A 22,608-nucleotide genomic window follows, 5' to 3' on the forward strand; every position below is an offset into this window, starting at 1 on the left:
TCACAGCGGGCGCACGCCGAGTTCGGCGAGGAGCAGGCGCCGCTCGATGCGCGGGGCCGTGACCGGATCCGCGGCCGCCTTCCAGCGCCGTACGGCCGTGCGCAGTGCGTCGGTGTCCGCGTGGCGCAGCGCGGCCACGAAGCGGTCCAGTCCCCGGCCGCCGCGCGCCTCCTCGGGAGTCGGCACGGGACCGGCTGCCGGAGCCGACGCGGCGACCGGCTCGCCCCTCAGAGCGGGGGCAAACTCCGGCGAGAACAGGGAGGACAGCTCCGCGCGGCGCTCCGGGTCGGCCAGGGAGCGCAGCGACTTCACGGTCACAGGTTCCTCCTCGTGTCCGCGCGGTGAGCCCCAGGAGGCGATGTCCGCGGCGGGCAGCGTGCTGACGGAGGCCAGCAGGGCCAGCGCCGACGCGGCGCGGTGGCCGCGCAGCACCTGCCCGGCCCGGGCGCACCAGCGCGCCAGCCGCTGCCGCGCGGCGGTGTCCGGTGTGCCGCCCGCGGGCAGCGCCGCGAGCAGGATCCGCCAGCAGTCCAGATGGACGTCCAGGAGCTCCTCGGCCGACGAGAACGCGGACGCGCGCCTGGCGTCTTCGCCCTGCCCCTGGGTGGCCAGCGCGGGAAGGATCTCGGCGTACAGCAGCCGTACGATCCGGTGCGGGGCGCGCTGGACCCGCCAGCAGTCGTCATGGACGTGGTCCGCCAGCAGCTCCTCCACCGCGACCGGCTCCGCCGCCAGACCGGTGCGCACGCCCCCGCCCTCCGCCTCGAAGTGGTACAGCTCGTCGAGGTGTTCCCCGGGCCGCAGCGGGGCGGAGACCCGCTCCACCTCCGCCAGCACCGCGTCGCTGCGCTCCAGCAGCGCCGCACGGCGCTCGGGCGTCGGGGCCGCCGCGTACGGCTTGAGGCGGTCCAGTTCCCGCGAGAACGCCTGGAGCAGGAACGGCGTGGTGAACCGGTGGCTCATCGGCAGTCCCAGATAGGGGAAGACCGCGCAGGTGCGGCAGGCGGGGCGGTGCCCCACCTCCTCCTCGCGCACCCGGATCAGCTCCGGGTCCCGCACCAGTTCCCGGTACGGCCGTTCCCAGGCGAGCGAGGCGTCCCACTCGTGGTAGCAGGGCAGCATGACCCGGCCGTCCGGACCGATGGTGAGGATCCGGGAGTTGGCCCCGCACGCGGTCACGGTCGCCGGATCGAGTGTGCGCAGATGATGCAGGAAGGCCAGGTTCACCACGGTGTGCGGGGCGTACCGCTGCTCCGCGACCCGGCGCAGCAGCAGCGACGACGGAACGGCCGGAGGTGCCTCGGTGACCGGGGCCGTAGCGCCGCGCCCGTTGACCGCGGCCAGCTTGAGCATGCGGACCGAACCGGCCGGGCGCACCTCGCTCTGCGCGGCGAAGTAGCTGAACATGGGCGCCAGATAGATGTCCACCTCGTGCCGCTGCGCATAGGCGACCACGTCCTGGAGCTCCGCGACGTTCTGGTCGGTCACCACGCAGATCAGCTTGAGGTTGTCCGCCCCGTCGGCCCTCAGTTTCTCCACCAGCGTGAGGGTGCGGTCGAGCGTGTCGGTGCCCCGGATGCGGTGGTAGCGCTCGGCACTGAGCGTGTCCAGCGAGATGTTCAGTGTGTCGACGAGCGGCACGATCTCCGCCGCCTGCGGGGCGAAGCGGATCGCGTTGGTGGTGAGTTCCACGGTCATGCCCAGGTCATGGGCATGGCGTACCGCCGTGGTCAGTTCGCGGTGCAGGGACGGTTCGCCACCGGTGATGTCGAGGTAGGTGACGCCGAGTTCCGCGAGTTCGTCCAGGCAGCGGCGCAGCCCGTCGGCCGTCAGCTCCTGGTGTCCGTCGAAGACGGGATCCTGCCAGACGTTGCAGTAGCCGCAGCGGGAGTTGCAGCGGAAGGTGAGGTACAGCCGGGCATGCCGGAAACGTGTGGGCGCCTTGGCCAAGGGTGGCTCCTCGTGCAGGTGCGGATTCAGACGACGTAGGTCCCGGCGAACGCCGGTGCCAGCAGGCGCGCGCCCTCGCGCACACCCCGGACGGGGATCCTCTCGGTGGCGGGGAGAGTCGCCAGCAGCTCGCTGGTGAGACAGGCGTTCACCGGACGGGAGGCGTACCGCGTACGGGCCCGGGGCACCGGTGTCACCAGGCCCGTGGGCGCTCCCAGCACCCCGGCGATGACGGTGGCCCACTCGGCGCGTGTGACGCGGTCGGGGCCGCCCAGGTGCAGTACCGGGGGCAGCGGGTGCCCTGCGTGCAGGAGGGCCGCTGTCACCTCCGCCACGTCGTCCAGCAGCACCGGTGTCGTCCAGTGGTCGTCAGGCGCCTCGATCCGCTCTCCCCGTTGCAGCCGGTGGGCGCAGGCGGCGAAGAAGTTCAGCCACTTGCCCGCGTCGGCCGGCTCGTGGCCGTACACCAGACTGACGCGCAGGGCCACGGCCCGGGAGGCCTTGGCGAGCAGCGCCTCCTCGGCCTTCAGCTTGGCCCGGCCGTAGGCGTTCGCCGGCGACACGGGTGTGCTCTCGGTGTTGTGGGCTGACCCACCGCTGAAGACGTTGTCGGTGGAGATCATCACGCTCCGCGTGTCCGGTGCCAGGGCGGCGAAGGTTTCCGCCACGGCGACGTGCGCGGTCCGTGCCTCGTCCGGGTGGTCCTCGCACCAGGTGACGTCGGACGGGCCGTGCACCAGGACGATCCGCCCGGGACGCAGGCGGTCGAGCAGTCCCCGGCAGGCCTCGGCATCGGTGGCGTCCAGGGCGCCCCAGCGGGCTCCGTAACTCTTGGGCGGCAGGACGGGCGGACGGCGCGATGCGAGTGTCACGGTCTCACCCGCCGCTGCCAGACGCCGTGCGATCCCGGTGCCGACCAGGCCGCTGCCCACGATCAGGGTGCTGTCACCGGTCATGGCGCCGCCTGGGAGGAGGACACCGGAGTCCGGTCCGCCAGCAGCCGGCCGGCACCGATCAGCCCGTGGTCGTCGTCGGCGACCCCGAGCGACACCATCCGGTCGATCTGCCCGGGATCGAGGCCGAAGCAGCCCAGCCGCACCAACTCGGCCACCAGCAGGCGCCGGTAGGGTTCGCCGACCGCCAGGGCGAAGCCGCCCATCAGGATGTAGCGGCACACCCCGATCGACGTGAAAACTCCCGTGATCGCCTGGGCGAGCGGAGCGAGGGTGCCGCGCAGCACCTGTGTGGCGAAGGGATCACCCGCGCGTACCGCCTCGGCGACGGCCCGGTTGTCGATGCGCTCCGCGCGGCCGTGGCACAGAGCGGCGAGCCGGGAGCCGCGGAAGGACATCCCGTCGGCGCGAGCGGCCCGGCGTGCCGCGGCCAGCACGCCCCGCCCGGAGGCGATGGCGCCCAGGTGGCCTCGCCCCCCGCAGTCGCACAGCGGCGCGTCGGGGGAGAGGTCGCACACCCAGTGCCCCAGCTCGCCGCCGTGGCCGTCGGCGTCGACGAGGACCTCGCCGCCGCGGAACACCTTGTTGCCGATGCCGGAGCTGACGGTCAGCAGGCAGAAGTCCCCGGGTTCGGTGGCGGCGTACCGCCAGGCCGCCGCCGTAAGGTCGTTGACCACCACGGCCGGTGCGCCGGTCCGCTCCGTCAGCAGCTCCCCGAGCGGCAACGGGTCTCCGCGCCGCCCCCAGACGGTGGGGGCGGCGAGCACCAGCCCGGCGGCCGTGATCGGTCCCGCGAAGGCCACGCCCAGCGCCCGCGGCGGACGTCCGCCGGTGTGCCCGGCGACCTCACGCACTATCTGCGAGACCACGCGCCGCTGGAGCACCGCCACCGGTGCGCCGGGATCGCGGTGCATGCCGTCGACCGGTACCCGGCGCACCCGGGAGACGGCGCCCGTCGTGGGGTCGTAGGTGCCCACCCGCAGCGTGGTGCCGCCGACGTCGAGCACGGTGAACACGTCGTCAGCCGGTACGTCGCTCACCCAGTTCCTCCTCGAAGACCAGCAGCCTGAGGTCCCGCTCACCGTCGTTGAGCAGCCCGTGCTCCCCGTAGGCGGGGTTGACTACGACATCGCCGGGGCCCACCCGGAACTCCTCGCCGTCGCGGTACATCAGGCCGCCGCCGTCGAGCACCACGTAGGTCTCGCGGTCGGCGCCGTGCCGGTGCCGGCCGATCGAGGTGCCCGGCGGCAGGACGGCCAGGTCGATGAAGTCCGCGCCCGGGGAGCCGGGCCTGCGTGCGAAGACACGGTGGGCGAGGATCGTGCCGAGACCGCCGTGGTCCCGCTCCTTGCCCGCCAGCAGGTTCCGCAGGTTGACCACGGGCTCAGTCATCGTGCCGCTCCCCGTCCGCCGCCAGCGCCTCCAACGCGGCCGTCAGGACGTCCCCGGGCACGTCCTCCAGCTCCTCGACGAAGGCCGCCTTGCCGATGCCCGTCGGGACGACGAGGTGCAGCTTGCGGCCCCGGCGCTGCCAGGAGGCGCGCAGGGCCTGGGTCATCAGTTCCGGTGTGCAGGTGCCGGGATCGAACACGGGCAGCCCGATCCGCCGCAGCAGCCGGACGATGCGGTCGCAGGTCTCGTCGTCCGCCAGGGAGAGCAGGCGCGCCAGGTGAGCGGAGAGCGCCATGTCCACGGCGACCGCCTCGCCGTGCTCCAGGCGGTGTCCGCCGGCCGTCTCGACGACCGGGCTGAAGGTGTGGCCGAAGTCGACGAGCCGGGCCAGGTCGTGTTCCTGGAGGTTGGGGCAGAGCTCCTCCATCATCAGCCGCATCGACGTGCGCAGGACGTAGGTCTCCAGATCCCCGTGGGAGTGGTCCGTGCGGCCGTCGCCGCCGACCGGGCGCCGGAACGCGTCCGGGTGCCGTTCCAGCGTCCGGAACAGGTCCTCGTCCAGGATCACGGCCATCTTCACGATCTCGGCGAGGCCGCAGCGGATCTCCCGGCGCGGGAGCGTCGCGAGGAAGGCGGGGTCGTTCAGGGAGGCGTGGGCCGGGTGGTAGGCGCCGAACATGTTCTTCGTCTGCAGGGCGTTGACGCCCGTCTTGACGCCCACGCCGACGTCCACCTGGCCCACGAGGGTGGTGTTGACCTTGATGTAGCGGATGCCCCGGGCGTAGATGGACGCGGCGAAACCGACGACGTCGGCGACGATGCCGCCGCCGACGGCGAGCATCACACCGTGCCGGTCGAGTCCGTCCGCCTTGGCGAGGGCGCAGACGTTCTCCGTCGCGGCGAGCGTCTTGTGGTGCTCGCCGGTCGGTATGACGTGCAGGGTCCACTGGCCGTGCCTGCAGTGGGTGTCCAGGTAGGCGCGCAGCCGGTCGCCGTAGAGCCGGTCGACGGTCGGGCTGACGAAGGCCACGACCCGGCGGCCCTCCAGGTGGCCGGCGAGCAGGGCGTTGTGCGGGTCGAGCGCCCCGGCGGTGACGTCGACCCGGTAGCGGGTGCCGTCCGGGGCTCTCAGGTCGAAGCCGCCGGGGTCCTCGCGGACCCCTGCCGGGGGATGGCCGACCCGATCAAGAACCTGGCCTGACATGTCTCTCCTCAACTGTTCTCACGTTGACGCCGAAGGTCCGCGAACACCCGGGACAGAGCGGCCACCAGGGGCCGGCCGGACAGGTCCTCCAGCGGTACGGGACGGCCCTGGCCATCGCTCACGGGCAGCCGCCAGTTGGGGTGCACCGTGGATGTGCCGGGAATGTTCTGGGGTCTGCGGTCGCCGGTCGCGTCCGGCAGCCAGACACCGAGCAGATGTGCCGGGGTCCGGCACAGGAACCGGTGCAGCGCGACGACCTCGCCGTCCGGGTCGGGCAGCAGCCCGAGCCGCTCCAGTTCGGCCAGCCAGCCGTCGCGTTCGGCGGCGGCCTCCGCCTTCTCCTCCGCCTCCGGGCGGGTGAGCAGGTCCAGCCGCGCGCGGAGTTCGACGTGCTCGCCGCTGAGCCAGGCGGCGGTCGTCGGCAGGTCGTGGGTGGTGAGCGTGGCCAGGCAGTTGTGCCGCCACTGCTCGGGAGGCAGCGGGCCCAGCCGGCCCTCCGAACCCCCGAGGTACTCGAAGCGCTGCACGGACGTGCCGAGTATGCCGCGCTCGTCGAGCGCCTTGCGTACGTCGGCCTCGACGGTGCCGAGATCCTCGCCGATGACGGCCGCGCCGGCCCGGTGCGCCTCCAGCATGAGCACGCCCAGCATCGCCTCGGCGTCGTAGCGGACATAGGTGCCCTCGGACGGGGGCCGTCCCTCGGGCACCCACCACAGGCGGAACAGGCCCATCACATGGTCGATGCGCAGGGCGCCCGCGTGCCGTAGCCCGGCCCGCAGCAGACCGGCCAGCGGCCGGTAGCCGGACGCGGCGAGTCCGTCCGGGCGCCACGGCGGCTGGCCCCAGTCCTGGCCCAGCGGGTTGAAGTCGTCCGGCGGCGCGCCGACGCTCATCCCGGTGGCCAGGCAGTCCTGCAGCGCCCAGGTGTCGGCGCCCTCGGGGGCAACCCCGACCGCCAGGTCGTGGATCAGGCCGATCCCCATTCCGGCCTCGGTGGCCGCCGCCTGAGCGGCGGCGAGCTGCTCCTCGGTGACCCAGGCGAGCCAGCGGTGGAAGTCCACCTCGGCGGCCAGCTCCTGCCGGGCGCGGGCCACGGCCGGGGAGCGCGGGTCGCGCAGGGCGGCCGGCCACGAGCGCCATGCCCCGCCGTGCACACCGGCCAGCGCGCACCAGGTGGCGAAGTCGGTGAGGTCCCCGCCCTCGCGCGCGGTGAACTCCGCGAAGGCGGCGGCCCGTCCGGGCGAGAGTGGCACCTGGTGCACCGCGCGCAGCGCCTCGTCCTTGAGGAAGCGCACCGTCTCCCGGTCGATGAGCGCCTCGCCCCGCAGCACGCCCTCGTTCAGGGCTCGTGCCCGCGCGACGCACCGCTCGGCGGTACGCCGCGCCTCACCCGTGAGGTACGCGTACTCCGGGATCGCCTCCACCCTGAGGTGCAGGGGGTCGGGGTACCGGCGGGAACTCGGCCGGTACGGCGACGGATCCGGCAGCGGACCGGGCTCCACGGCGTGCAGCGGCCCGAGTTGCACGAAGTCCGCCCCGAGGGCACGCCCCGACCAGGACGCCAGCTCCGCCAGGTCACCGAGGTCGCCCATGCCCCAGGACCGCCGCGAGAGCACCGAGTACAGCTGGACCAGGAACCCCCAGTGCCGCCCGTCCGGCACGGGCAGCCGTTCCGGTACGACGAGCAGCGGCGCGGACTCCCCTCGCCCCGGTGCGCTGATGTGCAGGGTGTGCCGGCCGGCCGGGAGGGCACCGGACAGGGCAGCCGCGCCGCCTCCTTCGAGTTCCACTTCCGCCGCGGCGTTGCCGGGCAGCCCGAGCCGGGGCACGGCACCTGCGCGTACGACGACGCACTCGGGCAGCAGTCGGGCCGCAGTACGCTCGCGGTGGGCCGCCAGCGCGGCGCGGGCCGCCGCGTCGGTGGCCGCCTCCACGCCGCACGCGGCGAGCACGGCCACGAGCGTGTCCCCGGCCACCGTCACCCGGTGCCCCCGGTCGGTGGTGTAGGCGGTGGATATCCTGTGGGCGCGGGCCAGTTCGCGCAGGATCCCGGTCATGAGGCCGGCTCCGAGTTGCCGAAGAGGCGCTCCAGGACGACCGCGACGCCGTCCTCGTCGTTTTTGGGCGCGATCTCGTCGGCCATCGCCCGCAGCGCCGGATGGGCGTTGCCGACGGCCACGCCGTGCCCGGCCCAGGCCAGCAGCGGGATGTCGTTGGGCATGTCGCCGAAGGCGATGGTCTCCGCCGCGTCGAACCCGAGGAGCCGTGCCGCCCGCTCCACCCCGGCTGCCTTGGTGGTGCCCGCCGGCAGGACCTCCACCATCCCCTGCACCGAGTGCACGACGGTGACCTCGTCCCCGCACAACTGCCGTGCCACCGACTCGACTTCGTCCTCCGGCACGCTGGTGTGATGCAGCACCAGCTTGTCTATGGGGTCCGTCCACAGCAGCCGGCGGTCGGTCGTGACGTCCCAGCCGTGCCGGACGCGTTCACCGAACCGGGGAGTGACCTTGAAACGGCTCTCCGGCGGGGCCGTCACGACGCCGAGTTCCACGGGCCCCAGTGCGGCCTCGACGCGTTCGACCACCCGGCGCGCGAGGTCCAGGTCGAGCGAGGCCGAGGTGAGCAGCCGGTCGGCGCCGGCGTCGTAGAGCTGGGCACCCTGGCCGCACACGGCGAGCCCGCGGTAGCCGAGGGCGGCCAGATACTGCTTGCAGGCGGTGGCGGGCCTTCCGGTGACCACGAGATGGTGGGCACCCGCCTCGGCCACCCTGGCGAGGGCGCACAGCGTGCGGTCGGAGACGGTCTGGTCGCTGCGCAGCAGCGTGCCGTCGAGGTCGGTCGCCACCAGCCGGTACGGCGACCGGCCGGCCGGGGCTTCCGCCGGGGCCTCGACCGGGACGGTGTCCCAGGTGACGCGTCCCGAGGCCAGGGTCAGCATGAAGAGCAGACGGTCCGCGAGCGGCGGACCGTCCAGGACGCCCCGGAAGACGCCATCGCCCGCCGGTGCCAGGGGCGCCAGGACGATTCCGCTGCCCGCAGGCACGGCCTCGTCCGAGGCGATGGCCTCCGCACGGGACTCCAGACCGGACGGGGAACCAACCGTACCGGGGACCGCCACCTCCACGTGCCGCGCTTCCGGGTGCCGGTACGTGATGTGCCGGCGGTCCGACGGATCCTGACGCACCGCGCACCGCCCGTGCACCCGTGCCGCCCAGTCCTCCCGCCCGGCCGCGCGCGCTATGCCGGCGCAGCGGGCGAAGTCCGCCCGCGCGTAGGCGGCAGCGAAGAGACGTTCGTAGGCGCCCTCGTCGAGGGGTACGCACCGCCCGTACGCCGTCACGTCACCCAGGGCCGCGGCGGACCGTGCGATGAGCTCCCGGTGCCGGACCCAGGCGGCGGCGGGCAGGGCGTCGAACCAGCCGTACCGGATCGCGTCCTCGGCGGGGAAGGCTCTGGGCCGCTCGTGCAGGACGTCCGTGAAGGCCGCCAGGCGCCGGTCCGCGCTCCGCACCCAGGTGAACTCACGAGCGAGCGAACGGGAGTTGGCCGACAGTCGGGCGTAGTCGTCGGGGGCCGCGCGCCGCAGGGCCGCGGCCTGGCGTATGCGCTCGGTGAGCGCACGCGTGAGGTCCGGGTCGTCGTCGCGGAACGAGCCGGGCAACGACAACCCGGTGGCCCGCGGATCGTCCAGGGGCAGGGCGTGCCCGAAGTGCGCCGTGACGCTCTGCACGGTCGCGATGGGCACCGCGCCGCACGCCATCGCCTCGGCCTGGGCGATGAGGAACCCGTCGAGCTCGAACTTCGAGGGGAAGATGCAGAAGTCGGCACACGCGGCCTGCTCGAACAGAGTGTCCTCGTCGGCCAGACGCCAGTCCAGGTGGATCCGGCCGGGGTGACGGTCGGCGACGCTCTGGAAGTACGCGTTGCCGACGGATGCCCCCTGCCCGCTGCCCCCGCTGGTGGCGAAGCGCAGGACGAAGGCCGCCTCGGTGCCGCTCGCCAGGACCTCCTCGACGGCGCGGACCAGTTCCAACTGCCCCTTGTGGTGCACCGCGTAGCGGGCGGCGTGGTAGAAGACCGGGAGGGAGGGGTCGAGGCCCAGGGAACGAAGGACCGCCTCGCGGTCCACGGCGGCCGGATCGCGCGCCAGCCAGCTGTCGGATATCCCGCAGCCTCCCATGAGCAGCTTGTGCGCCTGTTCGCGCAGCATGCGGGAGACCGGCAGGGTGTGGAACAGGCTCTCGAACGGGGTGTCGCGGAAGGTGCTGTAGTAGTCCCGCTGGCCGGGCGAGACGAAGTCGACCAGGTCGGCGTGCGCCAGGACCAGCGGCAGGAAGGCGACATGGTCCGGGCCGTACTCGACGTGCATCCGGGTTCCGGCCAGGGCCCGCGCCATGGTCGCCTCCGGGCTGTCCTCGGCGGGCGGCGGTTCCTCCAGGGCGTCCAGGTTCGCGCGTACGCCGAACATGTCCAGCAGCCGTTCCACCTGAGGGCGGTACACCTTCTGCGTGACGGGCGCGTTGGCCGCGACCGTGCTCACGGTCCGCAGGGACGGGTCGCCGGCGAACAGGGGCGGCAGGAGGTAGTGGTAGTACGGCTCGAAGCCGTGGACCACCGCCTCCTCGCCCCCCAGGTACCGCTGGATGAAGTGCGCGCCCGCGACCTGGAACACCAGCGGCTTGAAGAACGCCAGGTCCCTGCCCTCGGTGCCGGGCGGCGGATACAGCCGGTCGGGCAGCAGGTCCAGGAAGGCGTCGGAGAGGAAGTAGACGTCCACGCCGTCGAGCCGCAGCCGGTGCGCCCGGGTGGTCAGTTCCAGGCTGGTCTCGGACGGGTGCTCCGGCCACACCTTGGGGTCCAGTACGAGCGGGACACTGTGCTCGTGGACGTAAGGGAGTTCCTCGATCGGGTGGTCGCGCCGCAGCGTGCCGAGGAGCCCGTGCGCCGGAGTGACCAGCGACACGCGGTGACCTCGGGCGGCGTACTCGCGCGACAGGTTCCACACCAGCGGTGAGAGCCCGCCGCGCATCAGGCGGTTGTCGAACCCGCCGCACTCGAAGGCGAAGTGGATGATGTGCATGCGCCGGCGCCTCACCGGCTCGCCGCGGCGCGCGCACTGGCCGCCCGCAGCCCCGGCAGGTCGATGAACTCGGTATGGGTGCCGACGCTGCCGCACACGAACGCGCCGGCCACCGACCCGGCCAGCACGCACTCCTGCAGCGTGTGGCCCTCGAAGAAGGCGTGCAGGAAGGCGGTGACGAACGCGTCACCGGCACCGTTGCTGTCCACGACCGGCCGCTCGGGCCGTACGGCGGGGAAGTGCCGGATCGCGTCGTCGCCGCGCTCCAGCAGGTGGCAGCCGTCGGCGCCGTCGGTGGCGACCACGAACCGGGCCCGGCCCTCGTCGACGACGACCCGCATGACGGTGTCCAGCCGGTCGTGGATCGCCGCCGCGCTGAGGAAGACGTAGTCGGAGTTGAGGGCGTAGTGGCGGTGGTGCGGGTTGTGCCCGTCCCAGTCGTGCAGGTCGGTGGAACTGCTCACGCCGAGACGGTGGATGTCCTCGTACATGTCCTGGTTGTGGCCGATGATCGACAGGTGGACGTGGGCGGACCGCTGGAGGAAGGGCAGGTAGAAGTCGCGTGGCAGCCTGAGGTCGGCGGGGTGCCGGCCGTCGTAGAAGGAGAAGCGGCGGCCCTGCGGGTCGACCAGGTTCGCCGAACGGGGGGTGCCGTGGGGCGAGACGAGGTGGCTGAAGTCGAGGCCGTGGCGGGTGTAGTGCTCCAGCACCATACGGCCCTGCGGGTCCTCGCCGAGGAAGTCGATGAACTTGGTGCGCAGGCCGAGCGCATGCCAGCCGAGTGCCACGCCGTTGCCGGTGTGCCCGACGTAGTCCCGCAGCGGCTCCACGAAGACCGAGTCGCCCGGCGGCACGCGCAACTCGTCCACGCGCACGATGGTGTCCACGCCGACCCCGCCGACGACCAGGACGTCGTAGTCGCTCGGAAGCTGTTCGTCGGTGTGTTGCTCGGGCAGGGTCATGCGCTCACTCCTTCGGCAATGTGCTGAATGTGTCCGTCCTCCAGGACGACCGCCCCGTCGATGTCGGCGTCGGGCGGTATCACCGCGCCGGGCAGCACCACGCTGCGCCGCACACGGGCGCCCGCGCCCACCCGGACCCCGGGGAAGAGCACGCTGTCCTCCACGAGCCCGGCGTTGACGAGGTCCGACGGGATCACCGACGCGCGCACCCCGGCGGCGTCGGCGACCCAGCGCCGCCCGACCCCCGGCCGCAGCGTCCGGGGCATCCGCTCGACGGGCAGGGGCGCCCGCGGCCCCGAGGCGAGGGCCAGATGCGCGCGGTGGTAACGCTCGACCGTGCCGATGTCCTCCCAGTGGCCGTGCACCTCGTGGCCGCGGATGTGCTCCCCGGCCGCGAGCATCGCGGGGATCACGTCACGGCTGATGTCGTGCTGCCAGTCGGTGCCGTCCAGGTCGGACAGGTACCGGCGCAGTACGGCGGCGTCGAAGGCGCAGAACGCCGCGAAGACCAGGTCGGAGCTGGGGTTCTCGGGTTTCTCGACGAACTCGGTGAGCCGGCCGTCGCCGTCGAAGCGGACCATGCCGAACAGGTGCACCCAGCGCCTCTCGATGCGCTGGTAGGCGACGGTCAGCGCCGCGCCGGAGGCGCGGTGCGCCTCGACCAGCGGGCCGTAGTCGTACCGGTAGACGTGGTCGGCATGCAGGACGAGGACGTCCTCGACGCCCTCGGTGAAGATGTACTCGCCCTTGCGGATCAGGGCGTCGGCGGTGCCGCGCTCCAGCGGCCAGGTGCGCCGCGGGAGCCGCGCAGGCAGCTCACGGCCGCGATAGGCGGCGTCGTACGGCCCGAAACGCACCCGGAAGCCCGGCCCGGTGTTCCACACCCGGTGCAGGTCGTCCATCAGCAGCCGCTCCTCGTACTGCGAGAGCAGCAGCACCTCCGGCAGACCCGAGGCGCGCGCGTTGGCCAGACTGAAGTCGATGAGCCGGCAGCTGCCGCCGTACGGGACCAGCGGTTTGAGCCGCCCGGTGCCCAGCGGGCCCATCCGGCGACCCTCACCGCCCGCGAGCAGCACCGCCCTTACGGTCCGCAGATCAGTCATGACGCACCTCGTCCCAGGTCACCCGACCTGAGGACAGGGTGAGCAGCAGCCGGCCGCCGGCGTCCGGAGCCTCGCCCGTGAACACGCCCGGCCCGGTGCGCTCCAGGGTGCGTACGTTCGGCAGGGCCCGGGCCGAGCCCCGCCGCGCCTCGACGACTTCCACCCGTTCGGCGTGCGGCAGCCGGTATTCCAGCCGTCCGTCGGCCGGCACCCGGGAGCGTGCGCGCAGCCGGGCGGTCTCCGCCGCGGGCACCGCCCCGGGGAGGCGGCCGAGGACCCGCTCGCAGGCGGCGAAGTCGGCCCGCTGCCACGCGGCACGGAACATCCGCAGGGCCGCCTCCGCGTCGAGCGGGGCGCGGCGCTCGTAGGCCTCGATGTCACCGTGCTCGATCGCGGCCGCCAGGGTGACCTGGTCGTCGGTGAGCAGGTCGAACCACCCTTGCCGCAGGGCGAGTTCGGTGGACAGGGCGGCGGGCCGGCCCTCCCACAGGCGGGAGAACGCCGCCAGGTGCAGGTCGGCGCAGTGGTCCCAGGTGAAGACCCGGGCGACGGCCGCGGCGCGCTCGGACAGCTCCTGGTAGCGGGCTGGTTCGTCCGACCACAGGGCCGCCGCCTGCCGGATGCGGTCCGCAAGCGCGGCGGTGAGCAGTTCGTCGTCCTCCGCGAAGGAGCGGTTCACGGCGAAACCCGTGGCCGTGTCCGGGCCGTCGGCGTGCCGGAAGTGCTCCATACCGCGCTGGTCCGTGGCGATCGGCACCGCGCCCACCGCCATGGCCTCGCCCTGGGCGATCAGGAAGGTGTCCATCTCGAACTTGGAGGGGAACAGGGCGAAGTCGGACGCCGCCGCGCAGGCGAAGACGCGCGCCTCCTCGACGCGCTCCCACTCGAAGTGCAGCCGGCCCGGGTGGCGGGCGGCGACCTCGTGGAAGAACGGGTCGTCGATGCCGTTCCCGGAGATGCAGCGGACGACGAAGTTGGCCTCCAGGCCCTCGCTCAGCACCCGGTCCACGGCCCGCATCAGCTCGACCTGGCCCTTGTGGTGGACGGCGTAACGGGCATTGTGGAAGAACGTCGGCAGAGCGGGGTCGAGGCCGAGGCCGCCGAGCACCTCCGCCCGGTCCACGTCGGCGGGATCCCAGGCCAGCCACTGGTCGGAGATGGCGCAGCCGCCGACGAACATCTTGTGGGCGTTGCGACGCACGACGTCGGCGATCGGCAGCTGCCTGAAGAGCGGCTCGAACGCGGTGTCGTTGAAGCCGGCGTAGAAGTCCAGCTGACCGGGCGACAGGAAGTCGATCAGGTCGGCGTGCTCGGCGGTCAGCTCGTAGATCGCCACATGGTCGGGCGGGTAGGTGTAGTGCAGGTGCGTGAGCTGCTGGTACTGGACGACCGCCGCGGGCACGTCGGGCTCGGGCTCGGGGCCGGGGAGCTTGACGTCCACGTCGAGCAGCTCGAAGAGCCGCTCCACTTCGGGCGCGTACACCTTCTTGGTGATCGGCATGTTGCTCTGCACGTTGCTGACCACCAGCTTGTCCGGGTGCGAACGCAGGGCGGCCGGCAGCAGGTAGTGGTAGTACGGCTCGTGCGCGTGGACGACGGCCTTCTCACCGCCGAACCAGCCGCGCAGGAACCGCACGCTGTCCACCTGGAAGACCAGCGGCTTGAAGAACACCAGGTCCCGGCCCTTGGCGGAGTAGGGAGGGTAGAAGGTGTCCGGCAGCCGGTTCAGGTACTCGTTGACGAGGAAGTACAGGTCCACACCCTCCAGGCGGATGCGGTGCGCGGTGGTGCGCAGCGCCAGGTCCACCTGCGCGGGGAAGCCCTGCCAGACCCGGGGGTCGAGGACCACCGGCAGAGCGTAGACGTCCTCGTAGGGCAGGTCCTCCACCTCGTAGCGCTGCCGCAGGTCGTCGAGCCTGCCGTGTGCGGGCGTGACGATGGACACCCGGTGGCCGCGGGCGGCGAAGGTCTTTGAGAGGTTCCACAGGTACACGGACGTGCCGCCCTGCAGGAAGGTGTGGTCGAAGCCGCAGCACTCGAAGTACGTCTCGATGATGTGCATCCGGGGCGCGTTCACGGCGGTCATGTCCTCGCGGGGGTCGTCGGGGCGGGGGAGGCCAGCGCGAGTGCGTGGCGCAGGTCGATCGCGGCGTGGTAGGCGCGGGCGTGGTCGTGGTTGTAGCCGAGTTCGTGCAGGAGCCGGCGCAGGTACAGCAGCCGCCGCAGCGGGCTGTCGGGGGCGGGTCCGAGCAGCAGGTGCAGGACACGCTCGCGCCAGGCGTCGGCGGTGCGGAAGACGTGTCCCAGCACGGCCCGTCCCGCGGGCGGCAGACCGGGCGCGCCGTCCAGGGAGCCGTTCATCGTCTCCGTGGAATCGATGCCGAGGCGGCGGGCGCTCTCGAAGGCCGCCTCGTCGGCCGCGAAGTACTCCAGCGCGCGCTGGACGGCGACGAGGTCCTGCAGGGGCGACTGGGCTGCGTAGTCGGGGCCGTCGCAGGAGAGGGTGGGTGTGGACAGGTCGATGACGCTCATCCGCCAGGTGCCGTCTGCTCCCTGCGCGCACAGCAGATGGGACAGATGCAGGTCGCCGTGACAGGGGCCGGCGCCCGGAGCGGTTGTCCGTCCTGCGAACGCGGCCTTCAGCGAACTCAGTTCGGACTGGAGCGCGTCGAAGGCCGCGTGCCGGGCGGCGTGCGGGAGGGGAGAATCGGCCCGGGCCAGCTCGTCCAGCCGTGCCGAGGCCCGGGTCAGGGCGTCGGTCACGGGGTAGCCGGTGGCGGGGCCGCCCAGGCGTGCCGCCAGATCCCGGTGGAAGGTGTTCAGGAATCGTCCGGCCGCGCGCAGCCTCCCCTCCAGTGGGCGCAGATGGGAGCGTACGAGCTCGCCCGGCGCGGTGCCCTCCGCGAGCCGCGGCCACAACGAGCGCAGGTTCTCGCGCAGCGGCGCGTCGATGCCGGGCCCCGGCGCATGCCGGTAGAGGACACCCAAGGGGTGCCGGGTCCCGCGGACGGGGTCCGTGTACGTGTAGTCCCCGGCCCATTCGGGCGTGTGTCCGGTGCCGTTCATGAGCCGCAGCACTTCGGGCTCGTGGATCGCCTCGTCCAGCCGCCGGTACGTCTTGTGGATGTACGGCAGGCCGCCTGTCTCCACCAGGGACAGCGCGTTGGAGGACCAGCCCTGGTCGAAGGGCAGCCACCGCACCTCGCCGGCCGGTGCCGAGGGCGCGCGGCGGAAGTCCACGTACCCGCCGCGCGTGGTGCGCAGTCGTGCGCCGGCGAGCACACGGCGCACGGCCGCGAGTCCGAAGGGCCCGTCGCCGCCGGCCTGTGTCACGGCGCCCGACGGCTCCCTGCGCACGGGGACGACGATCCGCTCGCCCGAGGCGGGGCCGCCCACGGCCGCCACGACCAGCAGCAGCTCGTCGTCGTCCAGCTCGACGTGGTCGACTGCTTCGTAGCGGTGCGCGGCGCGCAGATCGCGGGGCATCCAGGCCGCGGTGCGCAGCAGAGGTTCGAGATGTTCGTCGTGGATCACGAGGGTGGTCAACTCCCTGTCATTTCGAAGGCGTTGACGCCGCGCCGCCATACGGCCAGGGCGAGGGCGAGGGCACCGGCCGTCACCAGCGGCAGCCAGACCACCAGCCCCGTCGCGCCGGTCAGCAGGTAGACGCACGGCACGTAGGAGGTGAAGGCGAAGGGCAGCACCCAGGTCAGCAGGGCGCGCAGCGAAGGGTGGTAGATGTCCAGCGGATAGGAGGCGAACTCTGACACCTGGTTCGCCGCGTACATCGACGGCAGGCTGGTGACGGTCCAGAAGGACAGCGAGGCGAAGAGCAGCTTCACCGAGGTGTGGATCAGGGCGCCGCAGAGCACCAGCAGGGGGGCCACGGCCCACTGCAACGGGGTGAGCTGCAGGTCGAGTTGACTGCCGGACCAGCTCACCAGCACGGTGCCGACGGCCAGTTCGCCGAGTCCGTCGGGGTGGAAGAAGCGCTCCGAGAGCAAGGAGAACAGCGGGCTCACGGGGCGGATCAGATAGCGGTAGAACTCGCCGCGCTGGACCAGTTTGCGGCCCAGCTCCCACAGCTGGTCGGTGAACAGATGGTCCAGCCCGCGCGGCAGCAGGGAGAAGCCCAGCAGGAACAGCACCTCGTGATACGTCCAGCCGCCCACCGCGGGAACCTGGCGGAAGACCAGGCCCACCACCGCCGTCTGCAGCCCCACCCGCACCAGGAAGGCCCCCGCCCCGAGAGCGAAGTCCATGCGGTACGCGCTCAGCCGGTGCAACCCGACCCCGCCGAGGAAGAAGGCCAGCCGCAGCCGGCGCCACACCGTGCGGGTCATCCGCCGAGCACCTCCAGACGCCGTAGCGAGGCCCGCCACAACGCGGCGCTCAGCAGCGTGAGACCGGCCACCCAGCCGAACTGCCGGGCCAGTACGTCGGCCGCGCCGGCCGCCCCGTCGTAGCGGCCGAGGAGCAGGACGAGAGGGCCGTCGACCATGCCGCGGAAGGGCAGCGCTGACGCCAGCGCCGCGAGCGGCCCGGGCATCAGCGCGAGGGGTACCAGCTGCCCGGCGAAGAAGGCGACCACGCTCTGCTTCACCATCCGTACCCCCCAGGTGTTGGTGGTGACGAACCCCGTCATCCCGGTGAGCAGGTTCACGAGGAAGGCGAGCAGGACGGACAGCACGGTCGACACCAGGAAGAGCAGGACGTCCACGGGCCGCGGCACGGTGAGCGGCACGATCAGGGCGAACAGTCCCAGGACGGGTACGCCGACCAGCACGGCGTTGGCCGCGACGACCGGCAGGCAGGCGAAGAACCGCACCACCGGATAGCTGACGGGCCGGACCAGCATGACAGCGACGTCACCGCGGTAGACCTCGGCCGCGACCTCGTCATCCACCCGGTTGGCGTGCAGGATCTGCAGCACCTGGGCCATCAGCAGGTACGTGGTGATGCCCTCGGTGGTGAAGCCGCCGGGGCCTTCGCCGGGAGCGGCGCCCGCGTACACGGCCCGCCACAGGAAGACGGTGACCGCCGCGCCGGCAGCGGCCGTGATCCCGGTCGTCACGAACGTCGAGCGGTACTGCAGCAGGGACTGCAGTCCGCCGGTGGCGAAGGGCAGGTAGCGCCGGACGCGCGTGGACGGCAGGACAGGTGCGCCGCTCTCCTTCTCCGCTAAGAAGCCGGTCATTGTGCCCCCTCCCGGCGCCGGCCCGGGACCTCGGCCGGCACCGGTTCGTGATGCCCACTGCCGTAGATCCGCCGCAGGACGTCCTCCAGGTCGGGTTCCGGCGCGTAGCAGTCCGTCAGGTCGAAGCGTTCGAGCAGGAAGGCGAGCACCTGCCGGGAGGTGAACCGGTCCACCGGATAGTCGACCCTGATCCGGGCGTCCTCGGCGGACGTGGCGTGCGCCCCGGGCAGCCCCTGCTCGATCTGCGCGCAGGCGTGCTCGGGCGGCGGCCCACCCCGGTGCTCGAACAGGACGCAGCGCCGGTCGGCGGTGCGCAGCAGGTCCCGGATGCTGCCCTGGTGCACCACGCGTCCCCGGTCCACGACCAGGGCGCTGTCGCAGATCGCGGCGATGTCCGTGATGTCGTGGCTGGTGAGGACGACGGTCGTGCCCAGCTCCTGGTGGACGTGGTTGACCAGGTGCCGTACCGCGTCCTTCAGCACCATGTCGAGACCGATGGTCGGCTCGTCCCAGAAGACGACCGCCGGATCGTGCAGCAGGCTCGCCGCGATCTCCGCCCGCATCCGCTGTCCCAGACTCAGCTGGCGCACGGGCGTGGTGCCGAGGGCGTCGATGTCCAGCAGCTCCTGGTACAGGGCGAGATTGCGCCGGTACACCGCGTCGGGGATGTCGTAGATGCGCCGCAGGATGCGGAACGAGTCCGGCACGGACAGGTCCCACCACAGCTGACTGCGCTGGCCGAAGACGACGCCGATGCCACGGGCGTTGGCCTGCCGGTGCCGGTAGGGCTCGATGCCCCGGACCAGACAGCGTCCGCCGGTCGGCGTCATGATGCCGGTGAGCATCTTGATCGTGGTGGACTTCCCCGCCCCGTTGGCGCCGATGTACGCCGTCTTGGTGCCGGCCGGGATCGTGAAGGACACGCCGTCGACCGCACGGACGATCCGGTGCTCACGGGTGAAGAGGGTGGCGAGGCTGCCGACGAGCCCCGGCTTGCGCTCGGCGATCCTGAACTCCTTGACGAGGTTCTCCGCGACGATCACGACAGCACCCGCTCCAGTGCCTGCTCCAGGAGCCCGACGCCCTCGTCGAGCAGCGGTTCGTCGATGGTGAACGGCGGTGCCAGACGCAGGATGTGTCCACCGAGGGCCACTCTGAGTCCCAGGTCGAGGGCGGTGGCGTACACAGCCCGCGCGATGTGCGGCGCCGGTGCCCGGCTCTGCCGGTCCGTGACGAACTCCAGCCCGTACAGCAGCCCCAGACCGCGCACCTCACCGAGGTTCTCGAAGCGGGCCGGGAGCGAGGACAGCCGCTCATGCAGCAATTCCCCGAGCACGCCCACGCGTTCCAGCAGGCGGTCACGTTCGACGACCTCAAGGGTGGCCCTGGCCGCCGCGATTCCGAGCGGGTTGCCCGCGTACGTCGACGCGTACGCGCCGGTCCCGGAGGCCGCCGGATGGTGCAGCAGGTCCGCCCGTCCCGCCAGGACGGCGAAGGGAAACCCGCTGGCCATGCCCTTCGACAGGGTGACCAGGTCGGGTTCGATGCCGAACTGCTCGCTCGCGAGGAACGTTCCGGTCCGTCCGCCCCCGGTCAGCACCTCGTCGGCGACGAGCAGCACTCCGTTGGACCGGCATGCGTCGGCGACCTGCTCCCAGTAGCCGGGCGGCGGCACGACCACGCCGGCGGCGCCCAGGACGGGTTCGAAGACCAGCGCCGAGATGTTCGGCTTGGCGGCGATGTGCCTGCGCACGAGGGAGGCGCAGCGCAGCCCGCACGAGGGGTGGGTGAGCTCCAGGGGGCAGCGGTAGCAGTAGGCCGAATACCCGAGGACCGAGTTGCCGGCGAAGGACTGGTGGCCGATGTCCCAGTGCACGAGCATCCGGGCGCCCATCGTCTTGCCGTGGAAGCCTCCGCGCAGGGCGCCGATCCGGTTGCGGCCCGGCGCCGCGGTCGCCTGCACCACACGCAGGGCGGCCTCGACGACCTCTGCTCCGGTGGAGAACAGCGCGTAGGTGTCGAGCTGTTCGGGCAGCAGCCGGGCCAGCAGGTCAAGGAGCGCGGCACGGTCGGGAGTCGCCGAGTCGTGCACGTTCCACAGGCGCCGGGCCTGCTCGGTCAACGCCTCCACGACCTCGGGGTGCCCGTGGCCCAGGGACTGGGTCAGGGTGCCCGCGGCGAAGTCGAGGTACTGGTTGCCGTCGAGATCCGTGAGGACCGCGCCGCGGCCCTCGGCGAACACCCGGCGTCCGACGGCCGCTTCCTCCGAGGCGCCCGGTGCCAGATGTCCAGCCTCCTGCTCCAGCCGTTCCAGCTGCTGCCGACCTGTCACTGCTGCTCCCGACGTCGGTGCGAACTCCCTTGCCTCACAGCGCCGTTGGGCGACGCCGAGGCCGAGTGAAACATCAATCACCCGATGGCTGCAAGAAGTTGCTGAAAGTTTCAGATCAGTCTTGCGGAAGGCGCTCGCTCTCTGCTTGAGTCAAGATCAGCTCAACCGGTGACACCGCGACTTTCGTTCGAGGAGAGATCCGTGAGACCACAGACCCAGCCCCCTCCGCGACACCGGTGGGCGACGTGAAAGCCCTGGTCCTGGCGGGCGGCACCGGCAGCAGGCTGCGGCCGTTCACCCACACGCGCGCCAAACAACTCCTCCCCATCGCCAACAGGCCCGTGGTGCACTACGCCTTGCAGGCGATCGCCGACGCCGGCATCGAGGACGTGGGGATGGTCGTCGGCACCCACGCCGACGACATCCGGCGCGCCGTAGGGGACGGGTCCGACTTCGGGCTGCGCGTCACCTACCTTCGTCAGCACCGACCGCTCGGCCTCGCACACGCGGTGCTGATCGCGCGGGACTTCCTGGCGGACGACGACTTCCTGCTGTACCTCGGGGACAACTACCTGGAGGACGGCGTGACCGGCTTCGTCCGGCGCGCCGCGGCCCGCCGGGACACGGCCCGCCTGCTGCTCACCCCGGTGCCCGACCCCACCGCCTTCGGCGTCGCGGAGGTCGACGACGAGGGCCGGGTGCGGCGGCTGGAGGAGAAACCGGAGCGGCCCCGCAGCGACCTCGCCCTGGTCGGTGTCTACGCCTTCACTCCTGCTGTGCACGAGGCCGTGCGTGCGATACAACCCTCCGCACGGGGCGAGCTGGAGATCACCCATGCCCTGCAGTGGATGATCGACCACGGTCTCGGCGTGCGGGCGGAGACGACCACGGGGCCGTGGCGCGACACCGGCAGTGTCGACGACCTGCTGGAGGTCAACCGGCACGTACTGGACCGCATGGAAGGGCGTGTCGACGGCAAGGTCGATCCGCGCAGCGTCCTGGTGGGCAGGGTCCATATCGCCGAGGGCGCGGTGGTCGAAGGGTCGCGGATCGTCGGTCCCGTGGTGGTCGGAGCGGGCGCGGTCATCAGCAACTCCAGCGTCGGCCCGTACACCGCCATCGCCGAGGACTGCCGGGTCGAGGACAGCGCGATCGAGTTCTCGGTGCTCCTGCGGGGCGCGTGCGTGGAGGGCGCTTCCCGGATCGAGGGCTCGCTCATCGGCCGCGAAGCGGTCGTCGCCACGGCACCCCGCCCTCCCCACGCCCATCGTCTCGTCATCGGCGACCACAGCAAGGTGCAGCTCACCTCATGACTTCTCGCATACTCGTCACCGGCGGAGCCGGCTTCATCGGTTCCGCCTACGTCCGGGCGCTGCTCGGCCCGTCGGGGCCGCCCGGTGTCGCGGTCACCGTGCTGGACAAGCTCACCTACGCGGGCAGCCTCGACCGCCTCGACCCGATGCGCGGTCGTCCCGGCCTGGCTTTCGTGCAGGGTGACGTGTCCGACGTCCGGACGGTACGCCGGTTGGCGGCCGGGCACGACGAGATCGTCCACTTCGCGGCGGAGTCGCACGTGGACCGCTCCATCGAGGACGGCTCCGGGTTCACCCGCACCAATGTCCTGGGCACCCAGACCCTGCTGGACGCGGCGCAACGGCACGGTGTGCGGACGTTCGTCCAGATATCCACCGACGAGGTCTACGGCTCGATCGCCGAGGGCGCGGCCCGTGAGGAGGACCAACTGCGGCCCAGCTCGCCGTACGCCGCCTCCAAGGCCGCGGCCGACCTCATGGCGCTCGCCCATCACCGCACCCACGGCCTGGACGTCCGGGTGACCCGCTGTTCCAACAACTTCGGCCCCTTCCAGCATCCGGAGAAAGTCATTCCGCGCTTCGTGGCCACTGTGCTGACCGGCGGCAATCTGCCGGTGTACGGCGACGGAAGACAGGTGCGCGACTGGCTGCACGTGGACGACCACGTCAGGGCGGTCGAGCTGGTGCGCACGGCGGGGCGGCCGGGGGAGACGTACAACATCGGTGGCGGCACCTCGCTGACCAATCTCGAACTCGCGCACCGCCTGCTCACTCGGTGTGGCGCGGGTCCCGAACGGATCGCGCACGTCATGGACCGCAAGGGCCACGACCGCCGTTACGCGGTGGACGACAGCAAGATCACCACGGAACTCGGATACCGGCCGCGGGCCGACTTCGAGCAGGAGCTGGCCGCGACGGTGGACTGGTACCGCAGTCACCGATCCTGGTGGGAGCCGTTGCTCGTGGCGGTCTGAGCGATGACGGGACGCGTCGGGAGCGGCTGTGGCGCCCGCCGGACGTGCGGCCCGGACCCGGTCCTGCGCCCGGTCCGGGCGTGAAGTGAGTCCTCGCGGAGTGGGGTTGGGCACTCCGGCCCGCCGGCCGGGCGCGTCGGGGAGG

At 72.2% G+C, this 22,608-nt stretch carries 17 protein-coding genes; 2 read left to right on the forward strand and 15 right to left on the reverse strand.

The features are described from left to right. The 15 genes from ACWD3E_RS27365 to ACWD3E_RS27435 are packed head-to-tail and all read right to left on the reverse strand — an operon-like array spanning nucleotide 1 to nucleotide 20,176. Nucleotides 1–1,950 carry a radical SAM protein gene (locus tag ACWD3E_RS27365; protein WP_451390220.1) on the reverse strand — a complete coding sequence of 650 codons (1,950 nt, stop codon included), beginning with the start codon at nucleotides 1,948–1,950 and terminating at the stop codon, nucleotides 1–3. Nucleotides 1,951–1,976: 26 nt separating this feature from the next. Then, nucleotides 1,977–2,906, reverse strand: coding sequence for an SDR family oxidoreductase (locus ACWD3E_RS27370; RefSeq protein WP_451390221.1), 930 nt, complete (start codon nucleotides 2,904–2,906; stop codon nucleotides 1,977–1,979). Next, on the reverse strand, nucleotides 2,903–3,943 hold the full coding sequence (locus tag ACWD3E_RS27375; RefSeq protein WP_451390222.1) for an ROK family protein: 1,041 nt from the start codon (nucleotides 3,941–3,943) through the stop codon (nucleotides 2,903–2,905). The genes ACWD3E_RS27370 and ACWD3E_RS27375 overlap by 4 nt, the downstream gene beginning before the upstream one ends. Continuing rightward, nucleotides 3,924–4,295: a cupin domain-containing protein gene (locus ACWD3E_RS27380; protein WP_451390223.1), complete on the reverse strand. Its 372-nt coding sequence runs from the start codon at nucleotides 4,293–4,295 to the stop codon at nucleotides 3,924–3,926. Before ACWD3E_RS27380 ends, ACWD3E_RS27375 begins: the two co-directional genes overlap by 20 nt. After that, entirely contained in the window at nucleotides 4,288–5,499 is a 1,212-nt protein-coding gene (locus ACWD3E_RS27385; RefSeq protein WP_451390224.1) for a sedoheptulose 7-phosphate cyclase, read from the reverse strand. The genes ACWD3E_RS27380 and ACWD3E_RS27385 overlap by 8 nt, the downstream gene beginning before the upstream one ends. Nucleotides 5,500–5,507: 8 nt before the next feature. Further along, a complete protein-coding gene (gene malQ, locus ACWD3E_RS27390; RefSeq protein ID WP_451390225.1) occupies nucleotides 5,508–7,556 on the reverse strand; it encodes a 4-alpha-glucanotransferase in 2,049 nt (682 codons plus the stop codon). Further along, a complete protein-coding gene (locus tag ACWD3E_RS27395; protein WP_451390226.1) occupies nucleotides 7,553–10,582 on the reverse strand; it encodes a Cof-type HAD-IIB family hydrolase in 3,030 nt (1,009 codons plus the stop codon). Before ACWD3E_RS27395 ends, malQ begins: the two co-directional genes overlap by 4 nt. 11 nt (nucleotides 10,583–10,593) lie before the next feature. Continuing rightward, on the reverse strand, nucleotides 10,594–11,544 hold the full coding sequence (locus ACWD3E_RS27400; protein ID WP_451390227.1) for a carbohydrate kinase family protein: 951 nt from the start codon (nucleotides 11,542–11,544) through the stop codon (nucleotides 10,594–10,596). Beyond that, complete coding sequence (locus ACWD3E_RS27405) at nucleotides 11,541–12,647, reverse strand: sugar phosphate nucleotidyltransferase (RefSeq protein ID WP_451390228.1); 1,107 nt, start codon at nucleotides 12,645–12,647, stop codon at nucleotides 11,541–11,543. Before ACWD3E_RS27405 ends, ACWD3E_RS27400 begins: the two co-directional genes overlap by 4 nt. Further along, the gene (locus ACWD3E_RS27410; protein ID WP_451390229.1) at nucleotides 12,640–14,733 is read right to left on the reverse strand and encodes a glycogen/starch synthase; all 2,094 of its coding nucleotides are present in this window, start codon (nucleotides 14,731–14,733) and stop codon (nucleotides 12,640–12,642) included. Before ACWD3E_RS27410 ends, ACWD3E_RS27405 begins: the two co-directional genes overlap by 8 nt. After that, entirely contained in the window at nucleotides 14,730–16,193 is a 1,464-nt protein-coding gene (locus tag ACWD3E_RS27415) for a hypothetical protein (RefSeq protein ID WP_451390230.1), read from the reverse strand. The genes ACWD3E_RS27410 and ACWD3E_RS27415 overlap by 4 nt, the downstream gene beginning before the upstream one ends. Next, a complete protein-coding gene (locus ACWD3E_RS27420; protein ID WP_451390231.1) occupies nucleotides 16,190–16,990 on the reverse strand; it encodes an ABC transporter permease in 801 nt (266 codons plus the stop codon). The genes ACWD3E_RS27415 and ACWD3E_RS27420 overlap by 4 nt, the downstream gene beginning before the upstream one ends. Further along, nucleotides 16,987–17,844: an ABC transporter permease gene (locus ACWD3E_RS27425; protein WP_451390232.1), complete on the reverse strand. Its 858-nt coding sequence runs from the start codon at nucleotides 17,842–17,844 to the stop codon at nucleotides 16,987–16,989. Before ACWD3E_RS27425 ends, ACWD3E_RS27420 begins: the two co-directional genes overlap by 4 nt. Continuing rightward, the gene (locus ACWD3E_RS27430) at nucleotides 17,841–18,887 is read right to left on the reverse strand and encodes an ABC transporter ATP-binding protein (protein ID WP_451390233.1); all 1,047 of its coding nucleotides are present in this window, start codon (nucleotides 18,885–18,887) and stop codon (nucleotides 17,841–17,843) included. Before ACWD3E_RS27430 ends, ACWD3E_RS27425 begins: the two co-directional genes overlap by 4 nt. Next, nucleotides 18,884–20,176 (reverse strand): aspartate aminotransferase family protein, encoded by a 1,293-nt coding sequence (locus ACWD3E_RS27435; RefSeq protein ID WP_451390234.1) that lies wholly within the window; start codon nucleotides 20,174–20,176, stop codon nucleotides 18,884–18,886. Before ACWD3E_RS27435 ends, ACWD3E_RS27430 begins: the two co-directional genes overlap by 4 nt. A 245-nt stretch (nucleotides 20,177–20,421) precedes the next feature. Here ACWD3E_RS27435 and ACWD3E_RS27440 point away from each other — a divergent pair, with 245 nt between their 5' ends. Together ACWD3E_RS27440 and rfbB are read left to right on the forward strand one after the other, a co-directional pair. Then, a complete protein-coding gene (locus ACWD3E_RS27440) occupies nucleotides 20,422–21,489 on the forward strand; it encodes a glucose-1-phosphate thymidylyltransferase (protein ID WP_451390235.1) in 1,068 nt (355 codons plus the stop codon). Next, on the forward strand, nucleotides 21,486–22,463 hold the full coding sequence (gene rfbB, locus ACWD3E_RS27445) for a dTDP-glucose 4,6-dehydratase (RefSeq protein WP_451390236.1): 978 nt from the start codon (nucleotides 21,486–21,488) through the stop codon (nucleotides 22,461–22,463). The genes ACWD3E_RS27440 and rfbB overlap by 4 nt, the downstream gene beginning before the upstream one ends. Nucleotides 22,464–22,608: the final 145 nt, after the last annotated feature.

The organism is Streptomyces sp. NPDC002676, assembly GCF_053592455.1.

Bases quoted from the DNA above. Each gene is read 5' to 3' on its own strand.
- ACWD3E_RS27370 (WP_451390221.1), bottom strand. From the start codon at position 2,906: ATGACCGGTGACAGCACCCTGATCGTGGGCAGCGGCCTGGTCGGCACC.
- ACWD3E_RS27380 (WP_451390223.1), bottom strand. From the start codon at position 4,295: ATGACTGAGCCCGTGGTCAACCTGCGGAACCTGCTGGCGGGCAAGGAG.
- ACWD3E_RS27385 (WP_451390224.1), bottom strand. From the start codon at position 5,499: ATGTCAGGCCAGGTTCTTGATCGGGTCGGCCATCCCCCGGCAGGGGTC.
- malQ (WP_451390225.1), bottom strand. From the start codon at position 7,556: ATGACCGGGATCCTGCGCGAACTGGCCCGCGCCCACAGGATATCCACC.
- ACWD3E_RS27395 (WP_451390226.1), bottom strand. From the start codon at position 10,582: ATGCACATCATCCACTTCGCCTTCGAGTGCGGCGGGTTCGACAACCGC.
- ACWD3E_RS27400 (WP_451390227.1), bottom strand. From the start codon at position 11,544: ATGACCCTGCCCGAGCAACACACCGACGAACAGCTTCCGAGCGACTAC.
- ACWD3E_RS27405 (WP_451390228.1), bottom strand. From the start codon at position 12,647: ATGACTGATCTGCGGACCGTAAGGGCGGTGCTGCTCGCGGGCGGTGAG.
- ACWD3E_RS27410 (WP_451390229.1), bottom strand. From the start codon at position 14,733: ATGACCGCCGTGAACGCGCCCCGGATGCACATCATCGAGACGTACTTC.
- ACWD3E_RS27420 (WP_451390231.1), bottom strand. From the start codon at position 16,990: ATGACCCGCACGGTGTGGCGCCGGCTGCGGCTGGCCTTCTTCCTCGGC.
- ACWD3E_RS27425 (WP_451390232.1), bottom strand. From the start codon at position 17,844: ATGACCGGCTTCTTAGCGGAGAAGGAGAGCGGCGCACCTGTCCTGCCG.
- rfbB (WP_451390236.1), top strand. From the start codon at position 21,486: ATGACTTCTCGCATACTCGTCACCGGCGGAGCCGGCTTCATCGGTTCC.